Source organism: Streptomyces sp. NPDC052396, assembly GCF_044593195.1.
GTDB lineage: Bacteria > Actinomycetota > Actinomycetes > Streptomycetales > Streptomycetaceae > Streptomyces.
This window is the reverse complement of sequence record NZ_JBIUAW010000003.1, coordinates 520,537-544,443: the sequence shown is the minus strand read 5'-3', so window position 1 is coordinate 544,443 and position 23,907 is coordinate 520,537. Positions and strand designations below refer to the sequence as shown.

The 23,907-nt window shown below is 73.2% G+C and carries 18 protein-coding genes; 15 read left to right on the top strand and 3 right to left on the bottom strand.

The features are described from left to right. The first annotated feature begins 14 nt into the window (after positions 1 to 14). The 3 genes from ACIHFE_RS10850 (at position 15) to ACIHFE_RS10840 (ending at position 4,450) form a co-directional block, all read left to right on the top strand. A complete protein-coding gene (locus tag ACIHFE_RS10850) occupies positions 15 to 1,709 on the top strand; it encodes an IucA/IucC family protein (RefSeq protein ID WP_400105502.1) in 1,695 nt (564 codons plus the stop codon). After that, positions 1,706 to 2,368, top strand: coding sequence for a GNAT family N-acetyltransferase (locus ACIHFE_RS10845; RefSeq protein ID WP_400105501.1), 663 nt, complete (start codon positions 1,706 to 1,708; stop codon positions 2,366 to 2,368). The genes ACIHFE_RS10850 and ACIHFE_RS10845 overlap by 4 nt, the downstream gene beginning before the upstream one ends. A 99-nt stretch (positions 2,369 to 2,467) precedes the next feature. Then, positions 2,468 to 4,450 (top strand): ATP-dependent DNA helicase, encoded by a 1,983-nt coding sequence (locus ACIHFE_RS10840; protein WP_400105500.1) that lies wholly within the window; start codon positions 2,468 to 2,470, stop codon positions 4,448 to 4,450. A 94-nt stretch (positions 4,451 to 4,544) separates the two neighbouring features. On the opposite strand, the gene lexA is transcribed toward ACIHFE_RS10840, so the two are convergent. Further along, complete coding sequence (lexA, locus tag ACIHFE_RS10835; protein WP_400105499.1) at positions 4,545 to 5,330, bottom strand: transcriptional repressor LexA; 786 nt, start codon at positions 5,328 to 5,330, stop codon at positions 4,545 to 4,547. Positions 5,331 to 5,835: 505 nt separating this feature from the next. Between lexA and nrdR the strand changes: the two genes are divergently transcribed. The 8 genes from nrdR to ACIHFE_RS10795 all read left to right on the top strand — a co-directional run bounded on the left by nrdR (position 5,836) and on the right by ACIHFE_RS10795 (position 14,222). After that, complete coding sequence (gene nrdR, locus ACIHFE_RS10830) at positions 5,836 to 6,339, top strand: transcriptional regulator NrdR (RefSeq protein ID WP_400105498.1); 504 nt, start codon at positions 5,836 to 5,838, stop codon at positions 6,337 to 6,339. Positions 6,340 to 6,461: 122 nt separating this feature from the next. After that, a complete protein-coding gene (locus tag ACIHFE_RS10825) occupies positions 6,462 to 9,338 on the top strand; it encodes a vitamin B12-dependent ribonucleotide reductase (RefSeq protein ID WP_400105497.1) in 2,877 nt (958 codons plus the stop codon). A 149-nt stretch (positions 9,339 to 9,487) separates the two neighbouring features. Beyond that, positions 9,488 to 10,318: an arylamine N-acetyltransferase gene (locus tag ACIHFE_RS10820; RefSeq protein ID WP_400105496.1), complete on the top strand. Its 831-nt coding sequence runs from the start codon at positions 9,488 to 9,490 to the stop codon at positions 10,316 to 10,318. Positions 10,319 to 10,351: 33 nt separating this feature from the next. Next, positions 10,352 to 10,957, top strand: a complete 606-nt coding sequence (locus ACIHFE_RS10815) for a YdbC family protein (RefSeq protein ID WP_400105495.1) — start codon at positions 10,352 to 10,354, stop codon at positions 10,955 to 10,957. A 291-nt stretch (positions 10,958 to 11,248) separates the two neighbouring features. After that, a complete protein-coding gene (locus tag ACIHFE_RS10810; protein WP_400105494.1) occupies positions 11,249 to 11,908 on the top strand; it encodes a histidine phosphatase family protein in 660 nt (219 codons plus the stop codon). Between the two features lie 11 nt (positions 11,909 to 11,919). Beyond that, complete coding sequence (locus tag ACIHFE_RS10805) at positions 11,920 to 12,813, top strand: ADP-ribosylglycohydrolase family protein (RefSeq protein WP_400105493.1); 894 nt, start codon at positions 11,920 to 11,922, stop codon at positions 12,811 to 12,813. Positions 12,814 to 12,878: 65 nt separating this feature from the next. Further along, positions 12,879 to 13,607 (top strand): ribonuclease HII, encoded by a 729-nt coding sequence (locus tag ACIHFE_RS10800; RefSeq protein WP_400105492.1) that lies wholly within the window; start codon positions 12,879 to 12,881, stop codon positions 13,605 to 13,607. A 57-nt stretch (positions 13,608 to 13,664) separates the two neighbouring features. Further along, positions 13,665 to 14,222, top strand: coding sequence for a hypothetical protein (locus ACIHFE_RS10795; RefSeq protein WP_400105491.1), 558 nt, complete (start codon positions 13,665 to 13,667; stop codon positions 14,220 to 14,222). 107 nt (positions 14,223 to 14,329) lie between these two features. On the opposite strand, the gene ACIHFE_RS10790 is transcribed toward ACIHFE_RS10795, so the two are convergent. Together ACIHFE_RS10790 and ACIHFE_RS10785 are read right to left on the bottom strand one after the other, a co-directional pair. Continuing rightward, positions 14,330 to 14,914: a hypothetical protein gene (locus ACIHFE_RS10790; protein WP_400105490.1), complete on the bottom strand. Its 585-nt coding sequence runs from the start codon at positions 14,912 to 14,914 to the stop codon at positions 14,330 to 14,332. 223 nt (positions 14,915 to 15,137) lie between these two features. Then, on the bottom strand, positions 15,138 to 17,303 hold the full coding sequence (locus ACIHFE_RS10785; RefSeq protein WP_400105489.1) for a RecQ family ATP-dependent DNA helicase: 2,166 nt from the start codon (positions 17,301 to 17,303) through the stop codon (positions 15,138 to 15,140). 122 nt (positions 17,304 to 17,425) lie between these two features. On the opposite strand from ACIHFE_RS10785, the gene ACIHFE_RS10780 reads away from it, so the two are divergent. The 4 genes from ACIHFE_RS10780 (at position 17,426) to ACIHFE_RS10765 (ending at position 23,690) form a co-directional block, all read left to right on the top strand. Then, positions 17,426 to 18,799, top strand: coding sequence for a DUF4192 domain-containing protein (locus tag ACIHFE_RS10780; RefSeq protein ID WP_400105488.1), 1,374 nt, complete (start codon positions 17,426 to 17,428; stop codon positions 18,797 to 18,799). A gap of 116 nt (positions 18,800 to 18,915) precedes the next feature. Beyond that, entirely contained in the window at positions 18,916 to 20,955 is a 2,040-nt protein-coding gene (locus tag ACIHFE_RS10775; protein WP_400105487.1) for a glycogen debranching N-terminal domain-containing protein, read from the top strand. A 99-nt stretch (positions 20,956 to 21,054) separates the two neighbouring features. Next, positions 21,055 to 21,801 carry an NUDIX domain-containing protein gene (locus tag ACIHFE_RS10770; RefSeq protein WP_400105486.1) on the top strand — a complete coding sequence of 249 codons (747 nt, stop codon included), beginning with the start codon at positions 21,055 to 21,057 and terminating at the stop codon, positions 21,799 to 21,801. 173 nt (positions 21,802 to 21,974) lie between these two features. Then, positions 21,975 to 23,690, top strand: coding sequence for an ATP-binding cassette domain-containing protein (locus ACIHFE_RS10765; RefSeq protein ID WP_400105485.1), 1,716 nt, complete (start codon positions 21,975 to 21,977; stop codon positions 23,688 to 23,690). The last annotated feature ends 217 nt before the right edge of the window (positions 23,691 to 23,907 follow it).

The window sequence follows — 23,907 nt, the reverse complement described above, 5'->3', positions numbered from 1 at the left end:
CCGCCGCACACCGCATGAACGCAACCACCGCCGTGGCGGCGCCCTCCCGGCAGGCCGCGGTCCCCGGGCCGCGCGGCCCCGTCGACCCCCTGGACCACCCCGATCCGGCCCGCGCCGCGGACGCCGCGGTCCTGGAACACCTGCTGCGCCGCTGGGTACGGGAGGCCAACATCGCCCGCCCACAGGGCAGTTGCCTGCGCATCCCGCTCGCCGCCGACGGCCGGGTGCTGCATGTGCCCGTCCCCTACTGGTCCGCCACCGGCAGCCACCGCTTCGGCCCGCCGGGCCTGCTGGACGGCCCGGACGGCGCCCCCGCGCTGGACGCCGTCACCATGGCCGCCCTGCTCGGCCGGGAGGCGGTGCACTCCGGACGGGCCCCGGCCGGATACGGCGCCGAACTCATCGTGCTGACAGCGGAGCTGGTCCGCCGCACCACCGCCTTCCTGCGGCAGCGGCGCCTCGGCCCCGGTACGGAGGACGGGGAGCACTTCCTGCACGGTGAGCAGGCGCTGCCCGGCGCGGGGCTGGGGGAGACGGACGGCTATCCGCCGGAGTCACGCGAGCCCTTCCGGCTGCACTGGCTGGGTGTCCACCGCTCGGTGCTGGCCGCCGACTCCGCCTGGACCGAACGCGGCCGGACCGTGGAGGCGCCCCTGCTGGCCGCCCGGCTCACCGCCCCCGGCCTGCCGCTGCCGCCGGACACCGTGCCGCTGCCGGTCCACCCCGCCCGGGTACCGAGGCTGCATCATGAGCCGGCCGTCGCCCGGCTGCTGGACGCCGGGCTGCTTTATGACCTCGGCGCCCATGGCGGGCCCTGGTACGCCACCGCCGCCGTGCGCACGGTGTACCGCCCTGGCGCGCCCGCCCTGCTCCGGCTGGGCGAGAACGACCGCCAACTCCTGGCGGACGGCCTGGAATTGCACCGGATGCTGCGCGCCGGGCTGGCCGAGCGGTGGCATGCCGCCTGCGGACCGGGCTTCGATGTGGTGCGCGACCCGGCCTGGCTGGGAGTGGACACCGCCGACGGCACCCCGGTGCCCGGTCTGGGCCTGGGCATCCGCCACCACCCCTTCGCCCCGGGCGAGGATGCCGTCAGCCTGGCCGGCCTGCTCGCCCCGCGCCCCTGGCCGGGGCGCACCGCGCCCGCCGGGCATCCGGCGCTGTGCTCCCGGCTGGCCGTGATCGTCGCCCGCCTGGTGCGGCGCACCGGCCGCCCGGCCGGAGCGGTCTCCACCGAGTGGTTCCTGCGCTACCTGGAGACGGTGGTACGGCCGCTGCTCTGGCTGGACGGCGCCGCCGGGATCGTCCTGCGGGCGGACCGGCACCACACCCTGGTGCTGCTGGACGCCGAGGGCTGGCCGGCCGGCGGCCGGCACCGGGGCAGCCTGCACCACCGGCTGCGCCGCCGGCTGCACCCGCGGAACCCGGCCGCCGTGCCCGACGACCGGGCGGACGAGGAGTTCGCCTGCCGGCTGGGCGTGGACAATCTGCTGGGGCTGATCGGAGCGCTGGGCGCCCAGCGTCTGGCCGACGAACGGATCCTGCTGGCCGCCCTGCGGCGCTTCCTCCAGGAGGCCGCCACCGCCCCCGCCGAGACGCGCTCCGCGCTGCCGGGCCTGCTGCTGGACACACCCGCCCTCAGCTGCCCGGCCGGGCCGCGCACCGAGCGGGTCACCATCGCCAACCCCCTTGCCGGGGGCCCGGGATGAGTGATGACCGCGAGGACACCCTCGACCTCAGGCTCACCGAGGAACTCCGGGAGTTCATCGCCGCCGGCCCGCCCGCCCCGCGCCCCGCCGACCTGCTGGACGGCCTGGCCGGCTGGGGCCCGGTGGCCACCGCCGCCGGGCCCTTCCAGCTGGTCCCGGTACGCCCCGAACGCGACCTCGCGCTGATCGGCCGGTGGATGAACGATCCAGCGGTGGCCGCGGTCTGGCGGCTGGATGGCCCGCGGACGGTCACGGCCGGCCATCTGGCCGGGCTCCAGCGCGCCGACGGGCGCAGCGCGGCCTGCCTGGGAGTGCTCGCGGGCGTGGCCATGAGCTACTGGGAGATCTACCGCGCCGACCTCGACCTGATCGCCCGGCACTACCGGGCCCGCCCCCATGACACCGGCGTCCGGCTGCTGCTCGGCCGGGCCCCGGACCGGGGTCATGGACTGGGCACCTTGCTGCTGCGTACCGTCGCCGACCTGGTGCTGGAGCGCCGCCCGGGCTGCGGCCGGGTGATCGCCGACCCCGATCTGCGCAATGTGCCCGGCATCGCGGCCCACCTGGCCGCCGGCTTCCGGCTGGCCGCCGAACTGGAACTGCCCGGCAGGCACACCGCGCTCATGATGCGCGAACGAGCGCTGCGCGGCGTGCTGTAGGAGCGGCGTGCTGTAGGAGCTGTAGGAGTCGTAAGGGAGGAGCCGTCGGGACGGAAGTCGGCCCATGATGTCAGTGCCGCCCCGTAGGCTTGACGGGCTATGACTGCCACCTCCTCCAAGCCCTCGCTCACCGACCTGCTGCAGGCCGCCGTCGCCGCCGTCGGGGGCTCCGAGCGCCCGGGCCAGGCCGCCATGGCCGGGGCCGTCGCCGAAGTGATCGACAACAACGCCCATCTGCTGGTGCAGGCCGGCACCGGTACCGGTAAGTCGCTGGGCTATCTGGTGCCCGCCCTGGCGCACGGGGAGAGAGTGGTGGTGGCCACCGCCACCCTGGCGCTCCAGCGCCAGCTGGTGGAGCGGGACCTGCCACGTACCGTGGCGGCCCTGCATCCGCTGCTGCGCCGCCGCCCGGAGTTCGCCATGCTCAAGGGCCGCTCCAACTATCTGTGCCTGCACCGGCTGCACGAGGGCGTGCCCCAGGAAGAGGAGGAGGGCCTCTTCGATCCCTTCGAGGCCGCCGCCCCCACCAGCAAGCTCGGCCAGGACCTGCTGCGCCTTCGGGACTGGGCGGACGAGACGGAGACCGGCGACCGGGACGACCTCACCCCCGGGGTCTCCGACCGGGCCTGGTCCCAGGTCTCGGTCACCTCCCGGGAGTGCCTGTCGGCTTCCAAGTGCGCCTATGGGGCGGAGTGTTTCGCGGAGGCGGCCCGGGAGCGGGCCAAGCTGGCCGATGTGGTGGTGACCAACCACGCCCTGCTGGCCATCGACGCCATCGAAGGCGCCCCGGTGCTGCCCAGCCATGAGGTGCTGATCGTGGACGAGGCCCATGAGCTGGTCTCCCGGGTCACCGGGGTGGCGACCGGCGAGCTCACCCCCGGCCAGGTCAACCGGGCGGTGCGCCGGGCGGCCAAGCTGGTGGACGAGAAGGCGGCAGACGCGCTGCAGACCGCCGCCGAGGGCTTCGAACGGCTGATGGAGCTGGCGCTGCCCGGCCGCCTGGAGGAGGTCCCCGAGGACCTGGCCCAGGTGCTGATGATGCTGCGGGACGCCGCCCGGACGGTGATCTCCGCCATCGGCAACACCCGGGACAAGTCCGTCCAGGACGAGGACGCGGTGCGCAAGCAGGCGCTGGCCTCGGTGGAGACGGTCCATGCGGTGGCCGAGCGCATTGTGGAGGGCTCGGAGTACGACGTGGTCTGGTACGAGCGCCATGACCGCTTCGGGGCCTCCCTGCGGGTGGCACCGCTGTCGGTGTCCGGGCTGCTGCGCGAGAAGCTGTTCACCGAGCGTTCGGTGGTCCTCACCTCCGCCACGCTCAAGCTCGGCGGGGACTTCAACGGGGTGGCCGCCTCGCTGGGGCTGGCGCCCGAGGGTGTGACGGGCGAGGACCAGCCGCCCTGGCAGGGGGTGGATGTGGGCTCACCCTTCGACTACCGCAAGCAGGGCATCCTCTATGTCGCCCGGCACCTCTCCCAGCCCGGCCGCGAGGGCAGCCGCTCGGACATGCTCGATGAGCTGGCCGAGCTGATGGAGGCCGCCGGCGGCCGTACCCTCGGGCTGTTCTCCTCGATGCGGGCGGCCCAGGCCGCCGCCGAGGAACTGCGCGGGCGGCTGGAGCTGCCCATCCTGCTCCAGGGCGAGGAGACCCTGGGCGAGCTGATCAAGACCTTTGCCGCCGACCCCAGGACCTGTCTGTTCGGCACCCTGTCCCTGTGGCAGGGGGTGGATGTGCCCGGGCCGAGCTGTCAGCTGGTGGTGATGGACCGGGTGCCTTTCCCGAGGCCGGACGATCCGCTGATGAGCGCCCGGCAGCGGGCGGTGGAGCAGGACGGGGGCAATGGCTTTATGGCCGTGGCGGCCACCCATGCCGCCCTGCTGATGGCCCAGGGGGCGGGCCGGCTGGTACGTGCCACCGGGGACCGCGGGGTGGTCGCGGTGCTGGACCCCCGGCTGGCCACCGCCCGGTACGGCTCCTTCCTGCGGGCCTCCATGCCGGACTTCTGGTACACCACCGACCGTAACCAGGTGCGCCGCTCGCTGGCCGCCATCGACGCCGCCGCCTGCGAGCAGGAGAAGTAGCCGGGGCGGGAGAAGCGGCCGGGGCGGGCCCCGGCGTGGACACGGCGGGGCCCCGGAACCGGCGCAGTGGCTCCGGGGCCCGGTCTCGGTGCTCTCACACCCGCCGCAGTACCGCCACGACCTTGCCCAGGATGGTGGCTTCGTCGCCCGGGATCGGCTGGTAGGCGGCGTTGTGCGGCAGCAGCCACACATGGCCGTCCTCGCGCCGGAAGCGCTTGACCGTGGCCTCGCCGTCGAGCATGGCCGCCACGATATCGCCGTTCTCGGCCACCGGCTGGCGGCGCACCGTCACCCAGTCCCCATCGCAGATGGCGGCCTCGATCATGGAGTCGCCCACCACCTTGAGAACGAAGAGCTCACCGTCGCCGACCAGTTGGCGGGGGAGCGGGAAGACGTCCTCGACCGACTCCTCGGCCAGGATCGGGCCGCCGGCCGCGATCCGGCCGACCAGGGGGACATAGGAGGCGGCGGGCTTGCCGGTGGTGTCGGTGGGCTGGGTGCTGGGCTGGTCCGAGCCACGGACCTCATAGGCGCGGGGCCGGTGCGGATCCCGGCGCAGGAAGCCCTTGCGCTCCAGGGCCATCAGCTGGTGGGCCACCGAGGAGGTGCTGGAGAGCCCCACCGCCTGCCCGATCTCGCGCATGGAGGGTGGGTAGCCGCGGCGCTGGACGGAATCCCGGATTACCTCGATCACACGGCGCTGCCGGTCGGTGAGGCCCGAGCTGTCGGCCCGGATTCCTGGGGGGCGGCCTGGCAGCGAGCGGGCCGGCTTGGGCCCCTCGGTGTTCATGGTGCTGTCATTCATCGGGTGTGTCTGGTCGAGTCGGTTCTGGGAGCGGTCCTGGGCGGTGATGGTGGCGCTGTTTGCGGTGGTGGTCACGTCGGCCCCTCTCGAAATGTTCTCCCTAGCTGGACAACGGTAGTTGCTTTCGAAAGGTTGCGCCAAACACACGTTCGAGTGAAATATCGCCGATTCGCTGACTTGATCAGTCGGGAGGGTGTACGGGCGAAGATCACTTCGCCTGTGGAGCCGCCCCTGGCCGCTCACCGGGCGGCCGCGGACGCCTTGGGCCGGGCCCCAAGTGTGTCATCCGCGCACCCTCCGCCGGGCTTGGCGGGCCCTCGCGTAGGCTTCCATGCTGCCGCCGCCGGGCGACACGCATAGGGCGTGCCTGACCCCCGGGCACCAGATCTAGTGCTTTGATGACGGCTATCGCCCACAGGTTGTGGTCCCCGGCCGGTCCCGGTCATCTCCGGTGACGGCTATCGCCTATGCTTGTGGCTGCTTCGCGGGGCAGTGAACGGCCTTGGCGGAGTCGCGAGTCGTACCGCGAGTCGTACACAACTGGTCGAGGCACCTCGAGGGTGAAGGAGGGTGGAGAGCCATGCACTGCCCCTTCTGCAGGCACCCCGACAGTCGCGTGGTCGACAGCCGGACCACCGATGACGGCTGCTCGATCCGCAGACGCCGGCAGTGCCCCGACTGCTCCCGTCGGTTCACGACGGTGGAGACCGCGTCACTGATGGTGATCAAGCGGAGCGGGGTCACCGAGCCGTTCAGCCGTAACAAGGTGATCTCCGGGGTGCGCAAGGCATGCCAGGGCCGCCCGGTCACCGAGGATGCCCTGGCCCAGCTCGGCCAGCGGGTCGAGGAGGCGGTGCGCGCCTCCGGCAGCGCCGAGCTCTCCACCCATGACGTGGGCCTGGCCATACTCGGCCCGCTCAAGGATCTCGACCTGGTGGCGTATCTGCGGTTCGCCTCCGTGTACCAGGCGTTCGACTCGCTCGAGGACTTCGAGGCCGCCGTCGCGGAACTGCGGCGGGACGCCTCCGGCGGCGGCCCTGACCGGGAACCCGAGGTCCCGGCCCCCGCCGCGGCCGCCGACTGACAGCGGCAGCGGCGACAGCTCAGACCAGCCCGGTGCGCGGTGCGCGCCAGGGCGGAAGACACACATCGCGTCACGGAAGAAATGGGCGCACAAGGGCGTTTTGCCCGGTAGAGGGAGGCGGCATGACAGAGACGGCGAGCGGCCCGGCACGTGGTTCCCGCTCCAAGGGAAACAAGGGCGGCAAGGGTCTGCGGATCGAACGCATCCACACCACCCCGGGCGTGCACCCGTATGACGAGGTGGTCTGGGAGCGTCGTGACGTCGTCATGACCAACTGGCGCGACGGCTCGATCAACTTCGAGCAGCGCGGCGTGGAGTTCCCCGACTTCTGGTCGGTGAACGCGGTCAACATCGTCACCAGCAAGTACTTCCGCGGCGCCGTGGGTTCGCCGGAGCGCGAGGCGAGCCTCCGGCAGCTGATCGACCGCGTGGTGCGCACCTACCGCAAGGCCGGTGAGCAGCACGGGTACTTCGCCTCCCCGGCGGACGCGGAGATCTTCGAGCACGAGCTGGCCTACGCGCTGCTGCACCAGGTCTTCAGCTTCAACTCCCCGGTGTGGTTCAACGTCGGCACCGCCCAGCCCCAGCAGGTCTCCGCCTGCTTCATCCTGTCCGTCGACGACTCCATGGAGTCGATCCTCGACTGGTACAAGGAAGAGGGGATGATCTTCAAGGGCGGCTCCGGCGCCGGCCTCAACCTCTCCCGCATCCGCTCCTCCAAGGAACTGCTGTCCTCGGGTGGCAATGCCTCCGGTCCGGTCTCCTTTATGCGCGGCGCCGATGCCTCCGCAGGAACGATCAAGTCCGGTGGCGCCACCCGCCGCGCGGCCAAGATGGTCGTCCTGGATGTCGACCACCCGGACGTCGAGGCATTCATCGAGACCAAGGTGAAGGAAGAGGAGAAGGTGCGCGCCCTGCGCGACGCCGGCTTCGACATGGACCTGGGCGGCGATGACATCACCTCGGTCCAGTACCAGAACGCCAACAACTCGGTCCGCGTCAACGACGAATTCATGAAGGCCGTCGAGACCGGTTCGAAGTTCGGGCTGCGCGCCCGGCTGACCGGCGAGGTCATCGAGGAGGTCGACGCCAAGTCGCTGTTCCGCAAGATGGCCGAGGCCGCCTGGGCCTGTGCCGACCCCGGCATCCAGTACGACGACACCATCAACCACTGGCACACCTCGCCGGAGACGGGCCGGATCACCGCGTCCAACCCGTGCAGCGAGTACATGCACCTGGACAACTCCTCGTGCAACCTGGCCTCGCTGAACCTGATGAAGTTCCTGCGCGATGATGAGGCCGGCAACCAGTCGTTCGACGCCGAGCGCTTCGCCAAGGTCGTCGAGCTGGTCATCACCGCGATGGACATCTCCATCTGCTTCGCCGACTTCCCCACCCAGAAGATCGGCGAGACCACCCGCGCCTTCCGCCAGCTGGGCATCGGCTACGCCAACCTCGGCGCCCTGCTGATGGCCACCGGCCACGCCTACGACAGCGACGGCGGCCGCGCCCTGGCCGGTGCCATCACCTCGCTGATGACCGGCACCTCCTACCGCCGGTCCGCCGAACTGGCCTCGGTCGTCGGCCCGTACGAGGGCTACGCCCGCAACGCCGACGCCCACCAGCGTGTGATGAAGCAGCACGCCGACGCCAACACCGTCGCCAAGCGGATGGACGACCTGGACACCCCGGTGTGGGCCGCGGCCACCGAGGCCTGGCAGGACGTGCTGCGCCTCGGCGAGCAGAACGGCTTCCGCAACGCCCAGGCCTCCGTGCTGGCTCCGACCGGCACCATCGGCCTGATGATGGACTGCGACACCACGGGTGTCGAGCCGGACCTGGCGCTGGTGAAGTTCAAGAAGCTGGTCGGCGGCGGCTCGATGCAGATCGTCAACAACACGGTGCCCAAGGCGCTCAAGCGCCTCGGCTACCAGGCCGAGCAGGTCGAGGCGATCGTCGCGCACATCGCCGAGCACGGCAATGTCATCGACGCCCCGGGCCTCAAGCCCGAGCACTACGAGGTCTTCGACTGCGCCATGGGCGAGCGGGCGATCTCCGCCATGGGCCATGTCCGGATGATGGCCGCCGCCCAGCCGTTCCTCTCCGGCGCCATCTCCAAGACCGTCAACCTGCCCGAGTCGGCCACCGTCGAGGAGGTCGAGGAGGTCTACTTCGAGGGCTGGAAGCTGGGCCTGAAGGCGCTGGCGATCTACCGCGACAACTGCAAGGTCGGCCAGCCGCTCTCCGCCAAGAAGAAGGAGGACAAGGTCGTCGAGACCGCGGCCACCGCCGCGGCGGAGAAGGTCGTCGAGTACCGCCCGGTGCGCAAGCGGCTGCCCAAGGGCCGTCCCGGCATCACCACCTCCTTCACGGTGGGCGGCGCCGAGGGCTATATGACCGCCAACTCCTACCCGGATGACGGCCTGGGCGAGGTCTTCCTTAAGATGTCCAAGCAGGGTTCCACCCTGGCGGGCATGATGGACGCCTTCTCCATCGCCGTCTCGGTGGGTCTGCAGTACGGCGTGCCGCTGGAGACCTATGTCTCCAAGTTCACCAACATGCGCTTCGAGCCGGCCGGTATGACCGACGACCCGGATGTGCGGATGGCCCAGTCCATCGTGGACTACATCTTCCGCCGCCTGGCGCTGGACTTCCTGCCCTTCGAGACCCGCTCCGCGCTGGGCATCCACTCCGCCGAGGAGCGCCAGCGCCACCTGGAGACCGGTTCCTATGAGCCGGCCGACGAGGAGATGGACGTCGAGGGCCTGGCCCAGTCCGCCCCGCGCCAGCTGGAGAGCCCCAGGCCGGAGCTGCCGGCCCAGCCGGTGAACCCCGCGCCGGCCGCCGCCAAGCAGGCCCACAACTCCACCGAACTGGCGGAGATGCGGCTGGGGCTGAGCGCGGACGCGCCGCTGTGCTTCTCCTGCGGCACCAAGATGCGCCGCGCGGGCAGCTGCTATCTGTGCGAGGGCTGCGGCTCGACCAGCGGCTGCAGCTGACCGAGCGCCCGGAGTAGCGCGGTGAGGCGGAAGGAGACCCTGGAGGGTTTCCTTCCGCCTCACCCTTTTCCGCTGCCCCCTTTTCCGGCGCTGAGCGTCGATGGGGCGAGGCTGGCAATCGTTCACCGGCGTGCGGAGGGCGTACCGCGATGAGGGAATTCACCTGGAACAGTGACGAGTTGGACCTGGACGCCTATCTGGCGCGCATCGGTGTGGACCGGGTGCCGGGCCCCGATGCCGGGACACTGCGGGTGATCCACCGGGCACATCTGGCGGTATTCCCGTTCGAGAACCTGGAAATCCTGCTGGGGCGGCCGGTGTTGCTGGATATCAAGGCCCTCCAGGAGAAGCTGGTGGACCGGCGGCGCGGCGGATACTGCTTTGAGCACAATCTCTTGCTGGCGGCGGTACTGGAGCGCCTCGGCTTTACCGTCTGGGGCCTGGGCGCCCGGCTGAACAGGGGCGACGGCAAGGTGCTGCCGGTCACGCACATGGCGCTGGGGGTCCGGGCCAAGGGCCGGGACTGGCTGTGCGACGTCGGCTTCGGCGGGGACGGTCTGCTGGAGCCCATGCCGCTGCGGGCGGCGGCCCAAGTGCGTCAGGACGGCCGGGAGTTCGCGATCGAAAGGGAACGGCATGGGGCGCGGGTGCTGCGTACCCGGCGCCCCGGGGGCTGGTCCGCCCTCTACACCATTGGCCCGGAGCGGCGCCTTCCGGCCGACTACGCGGTGATGAACCACTACACCTCCACCCATGCCGGCTCTCCGTTTGTCTCCCGGCTGGTGGTGCAGCGCACCGAGGCGGGCGTACGCCGGTCGCTGGTGGGCTCGTCCCTGACGGTGGTGCGCGCCGACGGCGCCTGGGAGCAACGGGACGTGGCGGTTGGGGAGTTGCGCGAGGTGCTGCGCGGTCAGTTTCTGATCGAGCTGGACGACGCGGATGCCGAGGCGCTCGCACGGGTGTGCTCCGTCGCACCGTGACGCACGCCACGTCCCTGGTCGTACCATGGGTCGGTGCTGGTCAAGTGGATTCGCTGCACCGTGGTGGACCGCCGCGGTTTCGAACGGGGGCAGCGGAAATGGGCGGGTTTGCTGGGCGAACCGGGGTTCCGGGGACAGGGGGGAGGCTGGAGCCGGGGGCGTCCCGGGGTGGTACATCTGTTCAACTTCTGGGAGAGCCGGGCGTTCTACGACTCCTTCATGGCGCGGTCGCACGACAGACTGGCCGCCGCCCAGGCCGGTACCTACAAGGACATCCAGGTGCGGCTGTTCGAGCACCGCTTCGATGTCAAGGTGGGATTCCGGCCGCAGTTCACGGATGCCGATGTGGTGCGGTTTGCGCACTGCCGGGTGCGTGAGGACCGGGTGGAACACTTCATGCTGATGCAGGAGAAGGTGTGGAACCCGGCCATGGCGGGCTCGCCGGGCATGCTCCGCGGGATCTTCGGCGAGGCGCCCGGCCAGGAGTTCCTGGTGCTGTCCATGTGGAACTCCGAGGCCGAGCACGGCAAGTACCGCGAGGACCGGGTGGAGCGGCTGGCGCTGCGGGCACAGACCGAGGCGGATGTCGCGGCGATCAGCGGCGACGTGGTGCGGATAGAGCCCTCGTGGACGGTCTGAGCGCCCGGCTCTCTCGGCGCCCCGCCGGGCCGGGCAGCCGCCCGCACGGCGGCCGCGGTGCCCGTCGCGCCGCGTGAAGCGTTCCTCGTGGAGCCGCCGCAGGCCCTGTGCGGCGCGCTCGGACCGGAGCGCGGCGGTGCAGGGCGCGGGCGGCTCCCGAGGCGCGGGCGGCCCGGGCCGCTGCTCCGCCGGGGGTGAGGTAACGGCGGTCGCGCTTGAAGGCCCGCGCCCCGGTCATCCGCTTCCGGTCGCCACTTCGCGCCCGGATGATGTTCGAATTAGGGTGGCCGCATGGCACGGCCCCGGCGCATCGTTCTCCTCCGGCACGGCGAATCGGTGGGCAACACCGATGACACGGTCTACGAGCGGGAGCCCGACCATGCCCTCAGCCTGACGGCCAGGGGCCGCCGGCAGGCCGAGGAGGCCGGGGAGCGGCTGCGCGAGCTCTTCGGGGACGAGGAGATCTCCGCCTATGTCTCCCCCTACCGCCGCACCCACCAGACCTTCCAGGCCCTGGGGCTCGACCCGCGCCGGGTCAGGGTGCGCGAGGAGCCCCGGCTACGCGAACAGGACTGGGGCAACTGGCAGGACCGCGCGGATGTGCACCGGCAGAAGGCCTACCGGGACGCCTACGGCCACTTCTTCTACCGCTTCGCCCAGGGCGAGTCGGGGGCCGATGTCTACGACCGGGTGGGCGCCTTCCTGGAGAGCCTGTGGCGCAGCTTCGAGGACCCGGCCCATCCGCCCAACGTCCTGCTGGTCACCCATGGACTGACCATGAGGCTGTTCTGCATGCGCTGGCTGCACTGGACCGTGGCCGAGTTCGAGAGCCTGTCCAACCCCGGCAACGGCGAGACCCGCGCCCTGCTGCTGGGACTGGACGGCCGCTACCACCTCGACCGCCCCTTCGAGCGCTGGTGCACCCCCGAGTCGTACGGCTTCAGCGGCTAGAGTTCGCTGCGATGACCGCTGACCGATTCCACCGGGCCACGGCCTCCCTGCGCGGGCTGGCCGTCGGGGACGCCCTCGGCTCCCAGTACTTCGTACCCGCCAACTACCCGCTCCTCAAGCGCCGGGAGGTGCCCGCGGGCCCCTGGCAGTGGACCGACGACACGGAGATGGCCTGCTCCGTGCTGGCCGTCCTCGCCGCGCACGGCCGCATCGACCAGGACGCCCTGGCCCGGTCGTTCGCCGAGCACCACGACTTCGACCGGGGGTACGGACCGGCGGTCAACCGGATGCTGCGCCTGATCCGGGAAGGCGGCGACTGGCGGGAACTGGCGGCCGCCCTGTTCAAGGGCCAGGGCTCCTGGGGCAATGGCGCGGCCATGCGCATCGCCCCGCTGGGCGCCTGGTACGCGGACGACCCCGAGCAGGCCACCCACCAGGCCGAGATCTCGGCCTACACCACCCACCAGCACCGCGAGGCGGTGGCCGGCGCCATGGCGGTCGCCGCCGCAGCGGCCTTCGCCGCCTCCCCGGGCGGCCCGGTGAAGCCGGAGGCGCTGCTGGACGGGGTGATCGCCCTGGTGCCGCGCAGCGCTGTGCAGGCCGCCCTGCGCCGGGCCCGCGACATGCTCGACTACGCGGACACCACCACCGTGGCGGCCGTGCTGGGCTGCGGTCGGCGCACCAGCGCCATGGACACCGTGCCCTTCGCGCTATGGGCCGCCGCCCGTCATCTGGACTCCTTCGAGGCGGCGTTCTGGACCACCGCCCAGGCGGGCGGGGATGTGGACACCACCTGTGCCATCGTCGGCGGAGTGATCGCGGCGGGCGGCCGGGGCGCACCGCCGGCCGACTGGCTCGCCGCCACCGAGGCGCTTCCCGGCTGGCTTCCGCACGCCCCCCGCTGACCCCCGCGACGAAGGGGCCCCCGGGGCCGCACCGGCGGCCGCGGGGGCGTAACCTTGCTGGCGCCATGCCCTACCAACCGCCCACTCACAGCGCCGAGCGCTCGCTTCGAGCGACCACCGGAGCAAAGATCGTCGCCGGTGTCGACGAGGTGGGCCGCGGTGCCTGGGCGGGGCCGGTCACCGTGTGCGCGGCCGTCACCGGTCTGCGCCGGCCGCCGGAGGGCCTCACCGACTCCAAGCTGCTGACGCCCAAGCGGCGCACCACGCTCGCCGTCGAGCTGGAGTCCTGGGTGACCTGCTACGCCCTGGGGCACTCCCTGCCGGAGGAGATCGACGAGCTCGGAATGACGGCGGCGCTCAGGCTGGCGGCATGCCGTGCTCTGGAACTGCTTCCGGTGCGGCCCGACGCCATCATCCTGGACGGCAAGCACGACTATCTGGGAGCCCCCTGGCGGGTCCGCACGGTGATCAAGGGGGACCGGTCCTCCGTGGCGGTCGCGGCCGCCTCGGTGATCGCCAAGGTGCGCCGGGACGCCATGATGGCCGAACTGGGCCTGGCCCACACGGACTTCGGCTTCTGCGACAATGCCGGATATCCCTCGCCGGTGCACCGCGAGGCCCTGGAGCGGCTGGGCCCGACCCCGCACCACCGGCTGTCCTGGGCCTACCTGGACGCCCTGCCCAAGTGGCAGCATTTGAAGCGGGTTCGAATCGCGCCCGCCAGTCCTGAAGACCCTGAACACCGTGGAAGGAACGCCCTGGAAGCCAGTGGTCAGCTCGGTTTCGAGTTCTGACCCGCGAAGGGCCACCCGCCGATGCGAATCGCACCGGCGTTTGATAGACATCAACTCATGCCTCTCATCCCCGAGGAGCCTCAGATTCACGAGAGTGTCCCGGGTCCCCGCGTTGTTCCGGCCGCCGGCCGCACCGCGCCGACCCCCCGCCCTGTTCCCGGCCCCCGTCCGGCACCGATGCGGCCCGGCAATCCCGGTCCGCGCCGTGCCCCGGCCCAGGCCGCCCCGGCCGCCCCGCAGATCCAGCTGATACCCGCCTCCGCGGAGGGTGCCCTGGACGCCGCGGACGAAGCCGTAGACCTGTTGCTCGACACCGGCCGAGCACCTGGCGAGATCCTGGTGCTCACCACCGGCGCCCCCCACCCATGGGCGGCGCATGAACTCTCCTTCGGCGAAGCCTCCTACTGGGCGCAGCACGAGGCCGCGGACGATGTGTTCTACGCGGCCGCCGACGCCGGGCAGGTCAAGGGCCGCCCGGTCGTGGTGGTCGCCGTCAACGGCGGCGACGCCTCGGTGGCCAAGGCGCTGCCCGCCGCCCTGGGCCTGGCCGGCGCGCTGCTGATCGTCTGCGGCGATCCGCAGCGGGTCAACGGCCTGCTGTCCGCGGGCGTCTGACGCCCTGACCCGGCCGCGGTCCGCTCCTCCGGGGGCAGGCCGGCCGGGACCTCGCCCGCCCTGCCGCACTCCGGTGGCCGGGCACGGGCGGCGGCACGCCGCCCGGTTCAGCGGGCCGCCGGGAGCGCGTCGGGCAGCGCCGTGCCGGAGCACAATGGCGTGCCCAGCGGCCTGCCCAGGGGCGCGGGCGAGCGCGGCTGGCGCCCGCTGCGGCCCTCGCCGAGGATGTGCCACCCCGTCTCGGTCAGGGTGATGTACGCGCCGCAGCGCAGCCCGTGCAGGAGGCAGGCGTCCCGCAGCCCCCACATCCAGGCACCGTCCTCCGGGGTCCAATGGGCCTCGCCCTTGCGGCAGTAGAGCAGCACCGCCGTGCGCACCGGAACGCGCCTGCGCAGGTCGTGCGGTATCACCCGGCGCAGTTGGGTGAGCAGCGCGTTGCGGCGCTGCCAGCCGTCCGCGGTGGCGTCCCGGTATCCGAAGGAGGCACTGGCCACCAGCCGTTCGTCCGGGTCGAGCACGGCGATGACCGCGGTGGGTGGCGTCGGCAGATGGCGGATGTGCAGTCCGGTGACCACGTCCCGGGGGTTGCGCAGCAGCGGGATCCCGGCTCTGGCCCACTCCGCCGGTTCCAGCAACCGGCCGGTGGGAGCGGCGGATTGGGTGGACGGGGGCGGAGCCAAGCCGAAGGCCATGATTGTCCCTTCGTCTGCGTGCCCACGGTCCGGGGCGGGCTTCGGTGAGGGCATACCGGGACCACGCCCCAGGGAGGGTGAACGGGCGGGAACGGGGAGCCGGTTCAATTCTCGCGGCGCCGACTACGCTGCGGCAACGATCAATTGACGCCAGTGACCGGTATCGCGCCTTCCGCCGCCGCCCTTCCACTACCTCATCGCCTCCTGCCCGGCCCGGCACGCTTCACCCCTGCACGGCCAGGACCATCGGCAACACCCCCTTCGCACCGGCCCGGCGCAGCAGCCGGGCCGCCACCGCGAGCGTCCAGCCGGTGTCGGTGAAGTCGTCCACCAGCAGGACCGGGCCGTCCGCCGCGGCCAACGCCTGGGCGAGCGCCGGCGGCACCGTCAGCACACCCTCCAGCGCCATCAGCCGCTGGGCGCTGTTGGTGCGGGAGATCCGGGTGTCCGCCGTCCCCTCCCGGTAGACGACCGTACCCAGCAGCGGTATGCGGCCCACGGTGGCGATGTGTTCGCCCAGGGACTGCACCAGCCGTGGCCGGGTGCGGGAGGCGAGGGTCACCACACCGGCCGGGCGCGCAGGGGCGGTTGGCTCGCCGGACGCCCAACCGCCCGGCCCGCGGGCCCAGTCGGCGAGTACCGTCACCACCGCCTCGGCGACATCGACCGGAACCGGACCATCCGGAGCCTGGGTTGCCAGCAGCGGCCGCAGCCGGTTGCCCCAGCCGATGTCCGAGAGCCGCCCCAGGGCACGCCCCGGCTCGGCCTGCTCCGCCACGGGAATGCGGCCCTTGAGATCGACCCCCACCGCCGGCATCCCGGTGGGCCACATCCGGCGGGGCTCGACCTCCGTTCCCGGACGGCCCAGTTCGCCCCGGGCGGCGGCCAGCGCCGCCGCGGAGACCTCGGCGGCGAACCGGGGTTCCGCGCAGTTGTCGCACCGCCCGCAGGGTGCCGCCTGCTCGTCGTCCAGCTGGCGGCGCAGGAACTCCATGCGACAGTCCTCGGTGGCGGCGTACTCGCGCATCGCCCGCTGTTCCGCCTCGCGCTGCCGGGCGACCCAGGCGTACCGCTCGGCGTCGTAGGACCAGGGCTGCCCGGTGGCCGTCCAGCCGCCGCGTTCGCGGCGCACGGCGCCGTCCACGTCCAGGACCTTGAGCATGGTCTCCAGCCGGGACCGGCGCAGCTCCACCAGGGGCTCCAGGGCGGGCAGCGAGACCGGGCGCCCGGCCGAGGCCAGCACCTCGAGGGTGCGGCGCACCTGCTCCTCGGGAGGGAAGGCCAGCGAGGCGAAGTAGGACCAGATCGCCTCGTCCTCACGCCCGGGCAGCAGCAGCACCTCGGCATGCCGCACCCCGCGCCCCGCCCGGCCGACCTGCTGGTAGTAGGCGATGGGGGAGGAGGGCGAGCCGAGGTGGACCACAAAGCCCAGGTCCGGCTTGTCGAACCCCATACCCAGGGCGGAGGTCGCCACCAGCGCCTTCACCCGGTTCGCCTGCAGATCCTCCTCGGCCTGCCGGCGGTCGGCGTTCTCGGTCTTGCCGGTGTAGGAGGCCACGGTGTGGCCCCGGTGGCGCAGGAAGGCGGTGACCTCCTCGGCGGCGGCGACGGTCAGGGTGTAGACGATGCCGGAACCCGGCAGTTCGTCCAGGTGGTCGGCGAGCCAGGCCAACCGGTGGGCGGCATCGGGCAGTTGCAGCACGCTCAGCCGCAGGCTCTCCCGGTCCAGCGGCCCGCGCAGCACCAGGGCCCGGCCGCCGCCCTCGCCGGTGCCCAACTGCTCCGCCACATCGGCGGTCACCCGGGCGTTGGCGGTGGCGGTGGTCGCCAGCACCGGCACCCCGGGCGGAAGTTCGGTCAGCATGGTGCGCAGCCGGCGGTAGTCCGGCCGGAAGTCATGGCCCCAGTCGGAGATGCAGTGCGCCTCGTCGACCACCAACAGCCCGGTGGAGGCGGCGAGTTTGGGCAGCACCTGATCGCGGAAGTCCGGGTTGTTCAGCCGCTCCGGGCTCACCAGCAGTACATCGACCTCGCCGTCCGAGATCTCCGCCTGCACGCTCTCCCACTCCTCGGTGTTCGAGGAGTTGATCGTCCGGGCCCGGATACCCGCCCGGGCGGCCGCCTCCACCTGGTTGCGCATCAGCGCCAGCAGCGGGGAGACGATCACCGTGGGGCCGCTGCCGCGCTCCCGCAGCAGCGCGGTGGCCACGAAGTACACCGCTGACTTGCCCCAGCCGGTGCGCTGCACCACCAGCGCGCGACGGCGGTCGGCCACCAGGGCCTCGATGGCGCGCCACTGGTCGGTGCGCAGCCGGGCCGTGCCCGTGGGGTCGGCCACCAGACGGGCGAGGACGGCGTCGGCCGAGGTGCGGAGGGCTTCGTTGGTCATGACCCCATGCAACACGAGACCACCGACAAGGCGCGAACGCTGTCCACAATCCCGGTAGGACAATATGCGGGAGTTATCCACAGGCCTGGCGGACCGGGGCGAAACCACGGGACGCTCGGCCCATGGTCAATCACGAGGAACCCGCCCGCCCGTCCACCCCGTCCGCCGGCCGCCGAGCGCCCGACGAGGGTCATGTCGTCCTGCGCAGCCCGGCCGAACTGGCCGACGCTCTCCCGTACTTGCTGGGCTACCACCCCGACGACTCGATCGTCATGATCGCCCTGCACGGCGACCGCGGCCGCTTCGGCGGGCGCCTGCGCACCGGCATCCCGGCCGACCGTGAGGAATGGCCCGCCATCGGCGAACAGCTCGCCGAGACACTGGTCGCCGGATGCGTCCAGCGCGGTGCCAGGCCGGATGGCCTGGTCCTGTATCTGTGCCGGGACCCCGGACCGGACGGGACCGGCCGCGAGACCATGGAGGCCCTGCGACCCCTGGCCCAGGCCCTGCGGCTGGCCTGCGGCGGGCTCGACGTCCCGGTCTTCGAGGCGCTGTGCGTCTCCGACGGCCGCTTCTGGTCCTACTGCTGCTCCGACGCCCGCTGCTGTCCACCGGACGGCACGCCCCTGGCCGTGCCCGGCACCTCGGTGATGGCCGCGGCGGCCGCCTACGCAGGGATCCAGGTCGTCGGCTCGCTGCGCCAGCTGGAAGCCCGGTTCGCACCGCTGACCGGCGGCCGGGCCGAGGAGCAGTGCCGGGCGCTGGACGCGGCGGCGGCCGGACTGGTCCCGCGCATCCTGAGCGGCCCGGGCCGCGACACCGTGCGGCGGGAGACCCTGGACCTGGCGGAACTGGTGGTCCGGAGGTTCGGGCAAGCCCCGCAGGCGACCGGCATGGCCGAGCAGGACATGCGGGACGACGCGCTGCTCACCGCCGAGGAGGCGGCCGCCCTCCTGATCGGACTGCAGGACCGCGCGACCCGGGACGGCGCTGCCGCCTGGATGGAGGGGCCGCGGGCAAGCGCCGTGCTGCGCCTGTGGCGGGCGCTGGCCCGGCGCTGCGTGGCGCCCTACACCGAACACGCCGCCGCCCCGCTGGCCCTGGCCGGCTGGGTCTCCTGGTCCACCGGCGGCATCCCGGAGGCCAGGGTCGCCCTCGGCCTGGCGCTGAGCGCCGACCCGCACTACCTCTTCGCCCGCCTCCTGCACCAGGCGTGCAACGAGGGGATGGACCCCGAGCGCCTGCGCCGCTGCCTGCGCCGGGACCGGACCGGCCGCGACGCGGCGGGCAGCCCGCCCGGCCCCGCCAACGCGGCACCGCCCAAGGATTCCGCTGGACACGAGTCCCCGGCGCCTTCGCCCTCGAAGCCGGAGCCCCGGCGCGCGAAGGGCGGTGCGCCCGGCGGTTCCGCCGGTCCGGGCGCCGCCGGCGGACCGGCCGGCAAGCCGCGTTCCAAGCGGCACACCGGCCGGCGCGGGGTGCGCGACCGGCGCTGACCGGCTCCTCGCGCCCGGCCCGCGTGACCTCACCGGGGGCGTCGCCGTTCACCTGAGTGGCCCCCTCGGCCGCGATCCGTCGTCCCGTTCCAGCCGCCCGCAGGGAGCGCAGAGAAGTGCATGACACCGCAGCCCAGCCCCGTCCGGTGCCCCGCCCGCCGGCACCCCGGGGCGCCGGTGCCGTACCCGCCCGCACACCCGGCCCGCAGCCGGTGCACCAGGCGCTGATCTGTGTGGCGCTGCCCGCGCTGGCGATCTCCACCGAGCAGGGGCAGCTCACCGGCCAAGGGCTTGACGGTTTCTACCGGGAAGGGCGGCGATTGCTGGCGCGCTGCCGGGTGCGCGTGGCGGGGGCGGAACCGGTCCCGGTCCAGGGCCGGCTGCTGGACGCGGCCCGGGCCCGGTTCATGGGCACCGTCCGCACCCACGCCGACGAGGGGCCCGACCCGGTGGTCACCGTGGAGCGGCTGCGCGATGCGGAGGGCGTCGAACGGATCATGGTGCACAGCGCCGCCGCCCGCGAACTGCGGCTGGCGGTCGAGGTCGCGCTGGGTACCGACCTGGCCGAGCTGGGCGCGGTGGCGGCGGGCCGGCCGGGCCCGGAGATCCCCGCCGCCGTGCACGGCTCCGGCCTGCGCTGGACGGCCCCCGGGCTGCACGCGGTGCTCACCGCGGACCCCCCGGCGGACGATGTGCTGGCATCGGCCGGCCTGCTCTGCTGGGAGATACGGCTGCCGGCCGGCGGTACCCGGAGCATTGAGCTGCGCGTCCGGCCGGAGTTCCCGGGCCGTCCCCGGCGCCCGGAACCGGCCGCACGCGGCCGCTCGGGCACCTTCTGGGCCGATGCCCAGGCCGAGGGGGACGACCCCCGGGTGACGGCGCTGCTGGCGACCTGCCTGGACGACCTCCGCGCCCTGCTGGTCCGCGAGCCCGGATCCACCGATGCCCAGGTGGCCGCCGGGGTGCCCTGGCGCTGCGGCCGCCCTTCGTCCGCCGAGGCCCTCTGGGCGGCCCGGATGACCCTGCCGCTGGGAGTCAGGCTGGCGGCCGGCACGCTGCGCGCCCTGGCCCGTAACCAGGTGTCCGGGCCGGGTCCCGACCACGGCCGCATCCCGGGGGCGCTGCGCCAGTCCGGCCCCCATCTGCCGCCCGGCTGCACCGGTGTCGAAGCGACGCTGCTGTTTCCGGTGGTCCTCGCCGAAGCACGGCGGTGGGGCCTGTCCGAGCAGGAGACCCACGCGCTCCTCCCGGCCGCCGAGCGCTGTCTGGGCTGGCTGCGGGCGGCGGTCGGCCGCCGGGGCTATCTGGCCGACCCTTTCCCGGGCGGGCCGTACCGCTGTGAGGTACAGGCCCATGCCCACCGCGCCGCCCTGCTCGGCGCCGACCTACTGGCGGCCTGTGGCAGGCCCGGCGCCGGGGAGTGGCGGGAGTGGGCAACCGCCCTGCGCCACCGGTTCCAGGAAGAGTTCTGGGCCGAGGACCGTTCCGGCGGCCGCCCGCTGGCGGCGCTCACCCCCGATGGCCACCGCATACCCCATCTGGGCAGCGCCGCCGCCCACCTGCTGGACACCGGCCTGCTGGGCGGCGGGACCTACGCGCCCGGGCTGCTGGACAAGGTGCGGACCGAACAACTGGCCAGGCTCTTCGGCGGCCCGGCGCTGGACTGCGGCTGGGGCCTGCGCAGCCTCGGCGTCAAGGAGCCCGGGTACAACCCCTTCGGTCACCGCGGAGGCGCGGTGCGGGTGCATGAGACCGTGGTGGCCGTGGCCGGCCTGGCCGTCGCGGGCTACGAGACGGAAGCGGGCGCCCTGGCCCGGGGAGCGCTTGACGCCGCCGAGGCCTTCGGCCATCGGCTGCCCGAGATGTACGCGGGCGAGCAGCGCACCGCGGGCAGCGTCCCGCTGCCCCACCCAGCCGCCTGCCGGCCCGCCGCCGTGGCCGCGGCCAGCATGGTCCAGCTGCTGGCCGCGTTCGCCGGCGTACGGCCGGACGTCCCGGCGCACAGCGTGACCATCCGTCCCCCGCGCAGTGCCCCGCTCGGCGCCCTGCGGTTCACCGGCCTGCGCGTCGCCGAGCAGCCGTTCTCGGTGCGGATCAGCAGGCTGGGCCTGGGCATGGTCGAGGAGGCCGCCGACGGCCTGCAGCTGGGGGTGTGAGAGGGGGTGCGCGCCGAGCCGCCCGCCGGTCCGCGCGGTAGGGGGATCGTCCGTGGTCAAGGCCCTGTTTATCGTCAGGCAGACGACTATGATCGCGTCATGCCCTACGACCCGTCGGCCTTCCCGCCCTTCGCCGTCACCGTCGACCTGGTCGTGCTCACCGTGCGCCGCCACGCGCTGTGTGCGCTGGCCGTGCGCCGGGGCGAGCCCCCTTACCAAGGCCGATGGGCGCTGCCCGGCGGGTTCGTACGCGGAGACGAGGACCTGTCCACCGCGGCCGCCCGCGAACTGGCCGAGGAGACCGGGCTGCACGTTCAGGACCCGGCCGGCCCGGCCCCGGCCAACGCCGCCCACCTCGAACAGCTCGCCACCTACGGCGACCCCAAGCGCGACCCCCGGATGCGCGTGGTCAGCGTGGCCCACCTCGCCCTGGCCCCCGACCTGCCCGCCCCGCGGGCCGGCGGCGACGCGCACAGCGTCCGCTGGGCCCCGGTGAACGAACTGCTCGACGAACGGGAAGGCGAGCCCGCCGCCCCGCTCGCCTTCGACCACGCCCGCATCCTTGCGGACGGAGTGGAACGCGCCCGCTCCAAGATCGAGTACTCCTCACTCGCCACCGCCTTCTGCCCCCAGGAGTTCACCGTCGGCGAGCTCCGCCGGGTCTACGAGGCCGTCTGGGGAGTCGCCCTGGACCCGCGCAACTTCCACCGCAAGGTCACCGGCACCCCAGGCTTCCTGGTGCCCACCGGCGGCACCACCACCCGCCAGGGTGGCCGCCCGGCACAGCTCTTCCGGGCCGGCGGCGCCACCCTCCTCAACCCGCCCATGCTGCGCCCCGAGGCGTAAGGGGGCCGGTTGCCCGCACGCCGGAAGCGGCCGTCCGCCGTCCGGAGGTGACACGGGCCGGTAGTGGCTACGCTCCGCAGCAAATAGGACATATCGGGTTACGGTGCTGCGGAAAGCGTCCCGCACCGCCCACGCCCGAGCGCAGGGCCGTCTCCCGTTCCGCGAGTGAAGCCATGATCCAGGCCATCGGACTGACCAGCGCCCCCCGCCGCAACCAGCCCCTCGCCGTCGCCGACCTGTCCTTCGAAGCCCGCCCCGGCCGCATCACCGTCCTGCTGGGCGAGCCCCGCGCGGGCAAGACCAGCGCCCTGCGCCTGCTGCTGCGCCGCGACCCGGGACGCGGGATCGCCCTCTTCCGCGGCCGCCCCCTGGACCGCGTCCCGCATCCCGCCCGCGAGATCGGCGTCCTCCTCGGCGACGCCCCCGGCCACCCCGCCCGTACCGCCCGCAACCACCTGGGCATGCTCGCCGCGGCCGCCGGAGTACCCCTGAAGCGGGTGGACGAGGTGCTCGAGGTGGTCGGCCTCGCCGGGCTGGCCGGCCAGCGCCTGGGGGACCTCTCCCGGGGCATGGACCGCCGGCTGGGCCTCGCCGCGGCCCTGCTCGGCGACCCCCACACCCTGGTGCTCGACGAGCCCTCCCATGAACTGTCGCCCCGGGAGATCTCTTGGCTGCACGGCCTGCTGCGCGGCTTCGCGGCCCATGGCGGCACCGTTCTGGCCACCTCCCGGGCGCCCGGGGAGGCGGCCCGCATCGCCGATCAGGTCGTCACCATCGGCCAGGGCCGGCTCATCGCCGACCAGACCGTCACCGAGTTCACCGGCGCCCGGCTGCGTCCCCGGATCGTCGTCCAGTCCCCCTACGCGAGCCGCCTCGCCCAGGTCCTCGGCGCCGAGGTGACCCCAGTGCCGGACGCGCCGGTGCCGGAAGTGGTGCAGGACGGCGGCAGCCGGCTGTTCGTCTACGGCAGCAACTGCGCCGCCGTCGGAGAGGCCGCCTTCCGGCACGGCATCCTGGTGCACCGGCTGACAGAGGAGACGAGCGACACCGGCCCGGTCCGCGAGGACGGCCCGCCCGAGGCCCCGGCCACCGCCCCCCAGGGCGAGGTGCACCCGGCCCTGGCCACGCCCGGCCTCGTGTGGCCGCTGCGGTACGAACTGCGCCGGACCACCGGGGTGCGTACCCCGTGGGTGGTGGCGGCCGCCACCGTCGCGGCTTCCCTGCTCGCCGCCGTTCTGCTGGGCCGCTTCGGCGCCCCGCCCACCGACGTCCTCACGGGCTGGCCCGCCGCGCTGCCGCTGCCCCCGGCCGCCTTTGGGGCCGGCCTGCTCGGCGCACTGGCCTTCGGTCAGGAGTTCCGCTATCCGGCACTCGATCCCGACGGCCCCGCCGCCCGCCGCCTGGGGCTGCTCGGCGCCAAGGTCGCCATCACCGGCGCCGCCGCCACCCTGCTCGCTCTGGCCTCACTCGCCCTCGACGCGCTGGCGGGCTGGCTGCTGTTCGGGAGCTCCGCGGTCGCGCTTCCCGGCGCCCGGACCGTGGCCTTCACCGGGTGGATCGCCCTGGTGCTGGGATGCGCCTGGGCGGGCCTGCTCGCCGCCGGCCTGTTCCGCTCCACTGTCCTGGGGCTGCTCTCGGTGCTCGCGGTGCCGACGCTGGTGGTGCCGCTGCTCGCCGCCCTCTTCGCCCGGCCCGCGGCCCGCTCCCTGATCGGCCTTCCGGAGCGTCTGCGCTCCACGGTGCTCCTGCAGTGGCCGTCCGGCCTGGACCAGGGGCTCTCGGCGGCGCTGCGCCTGCTGTCCCAACCCATCGGCTGGGCCCTGGTGTTGGCGCTCACCGGCCTCCTGGGTGCCTATGTGCTCACCGTTCTCAGGGGCCGCCCGCGCTGAGAGCTGTGCTATTGGGCCGGACCCCGGGAGCCGGCCGCGACCGGTCAACACAGCGTGAACGAAGGAGAGGAAGGAGTCACCGCGGCGCCCGTCAAGATCCGTGGATATGCGCCCAGCGCGGTCCGCCGCCCGCCGGAGCGGCGCCACCTCGGTCGCTCTCCGTATTGACGCAACCTCGGACCGTGCCCCTTTGTGTCCGTTTCGGCGTCAATTGTAA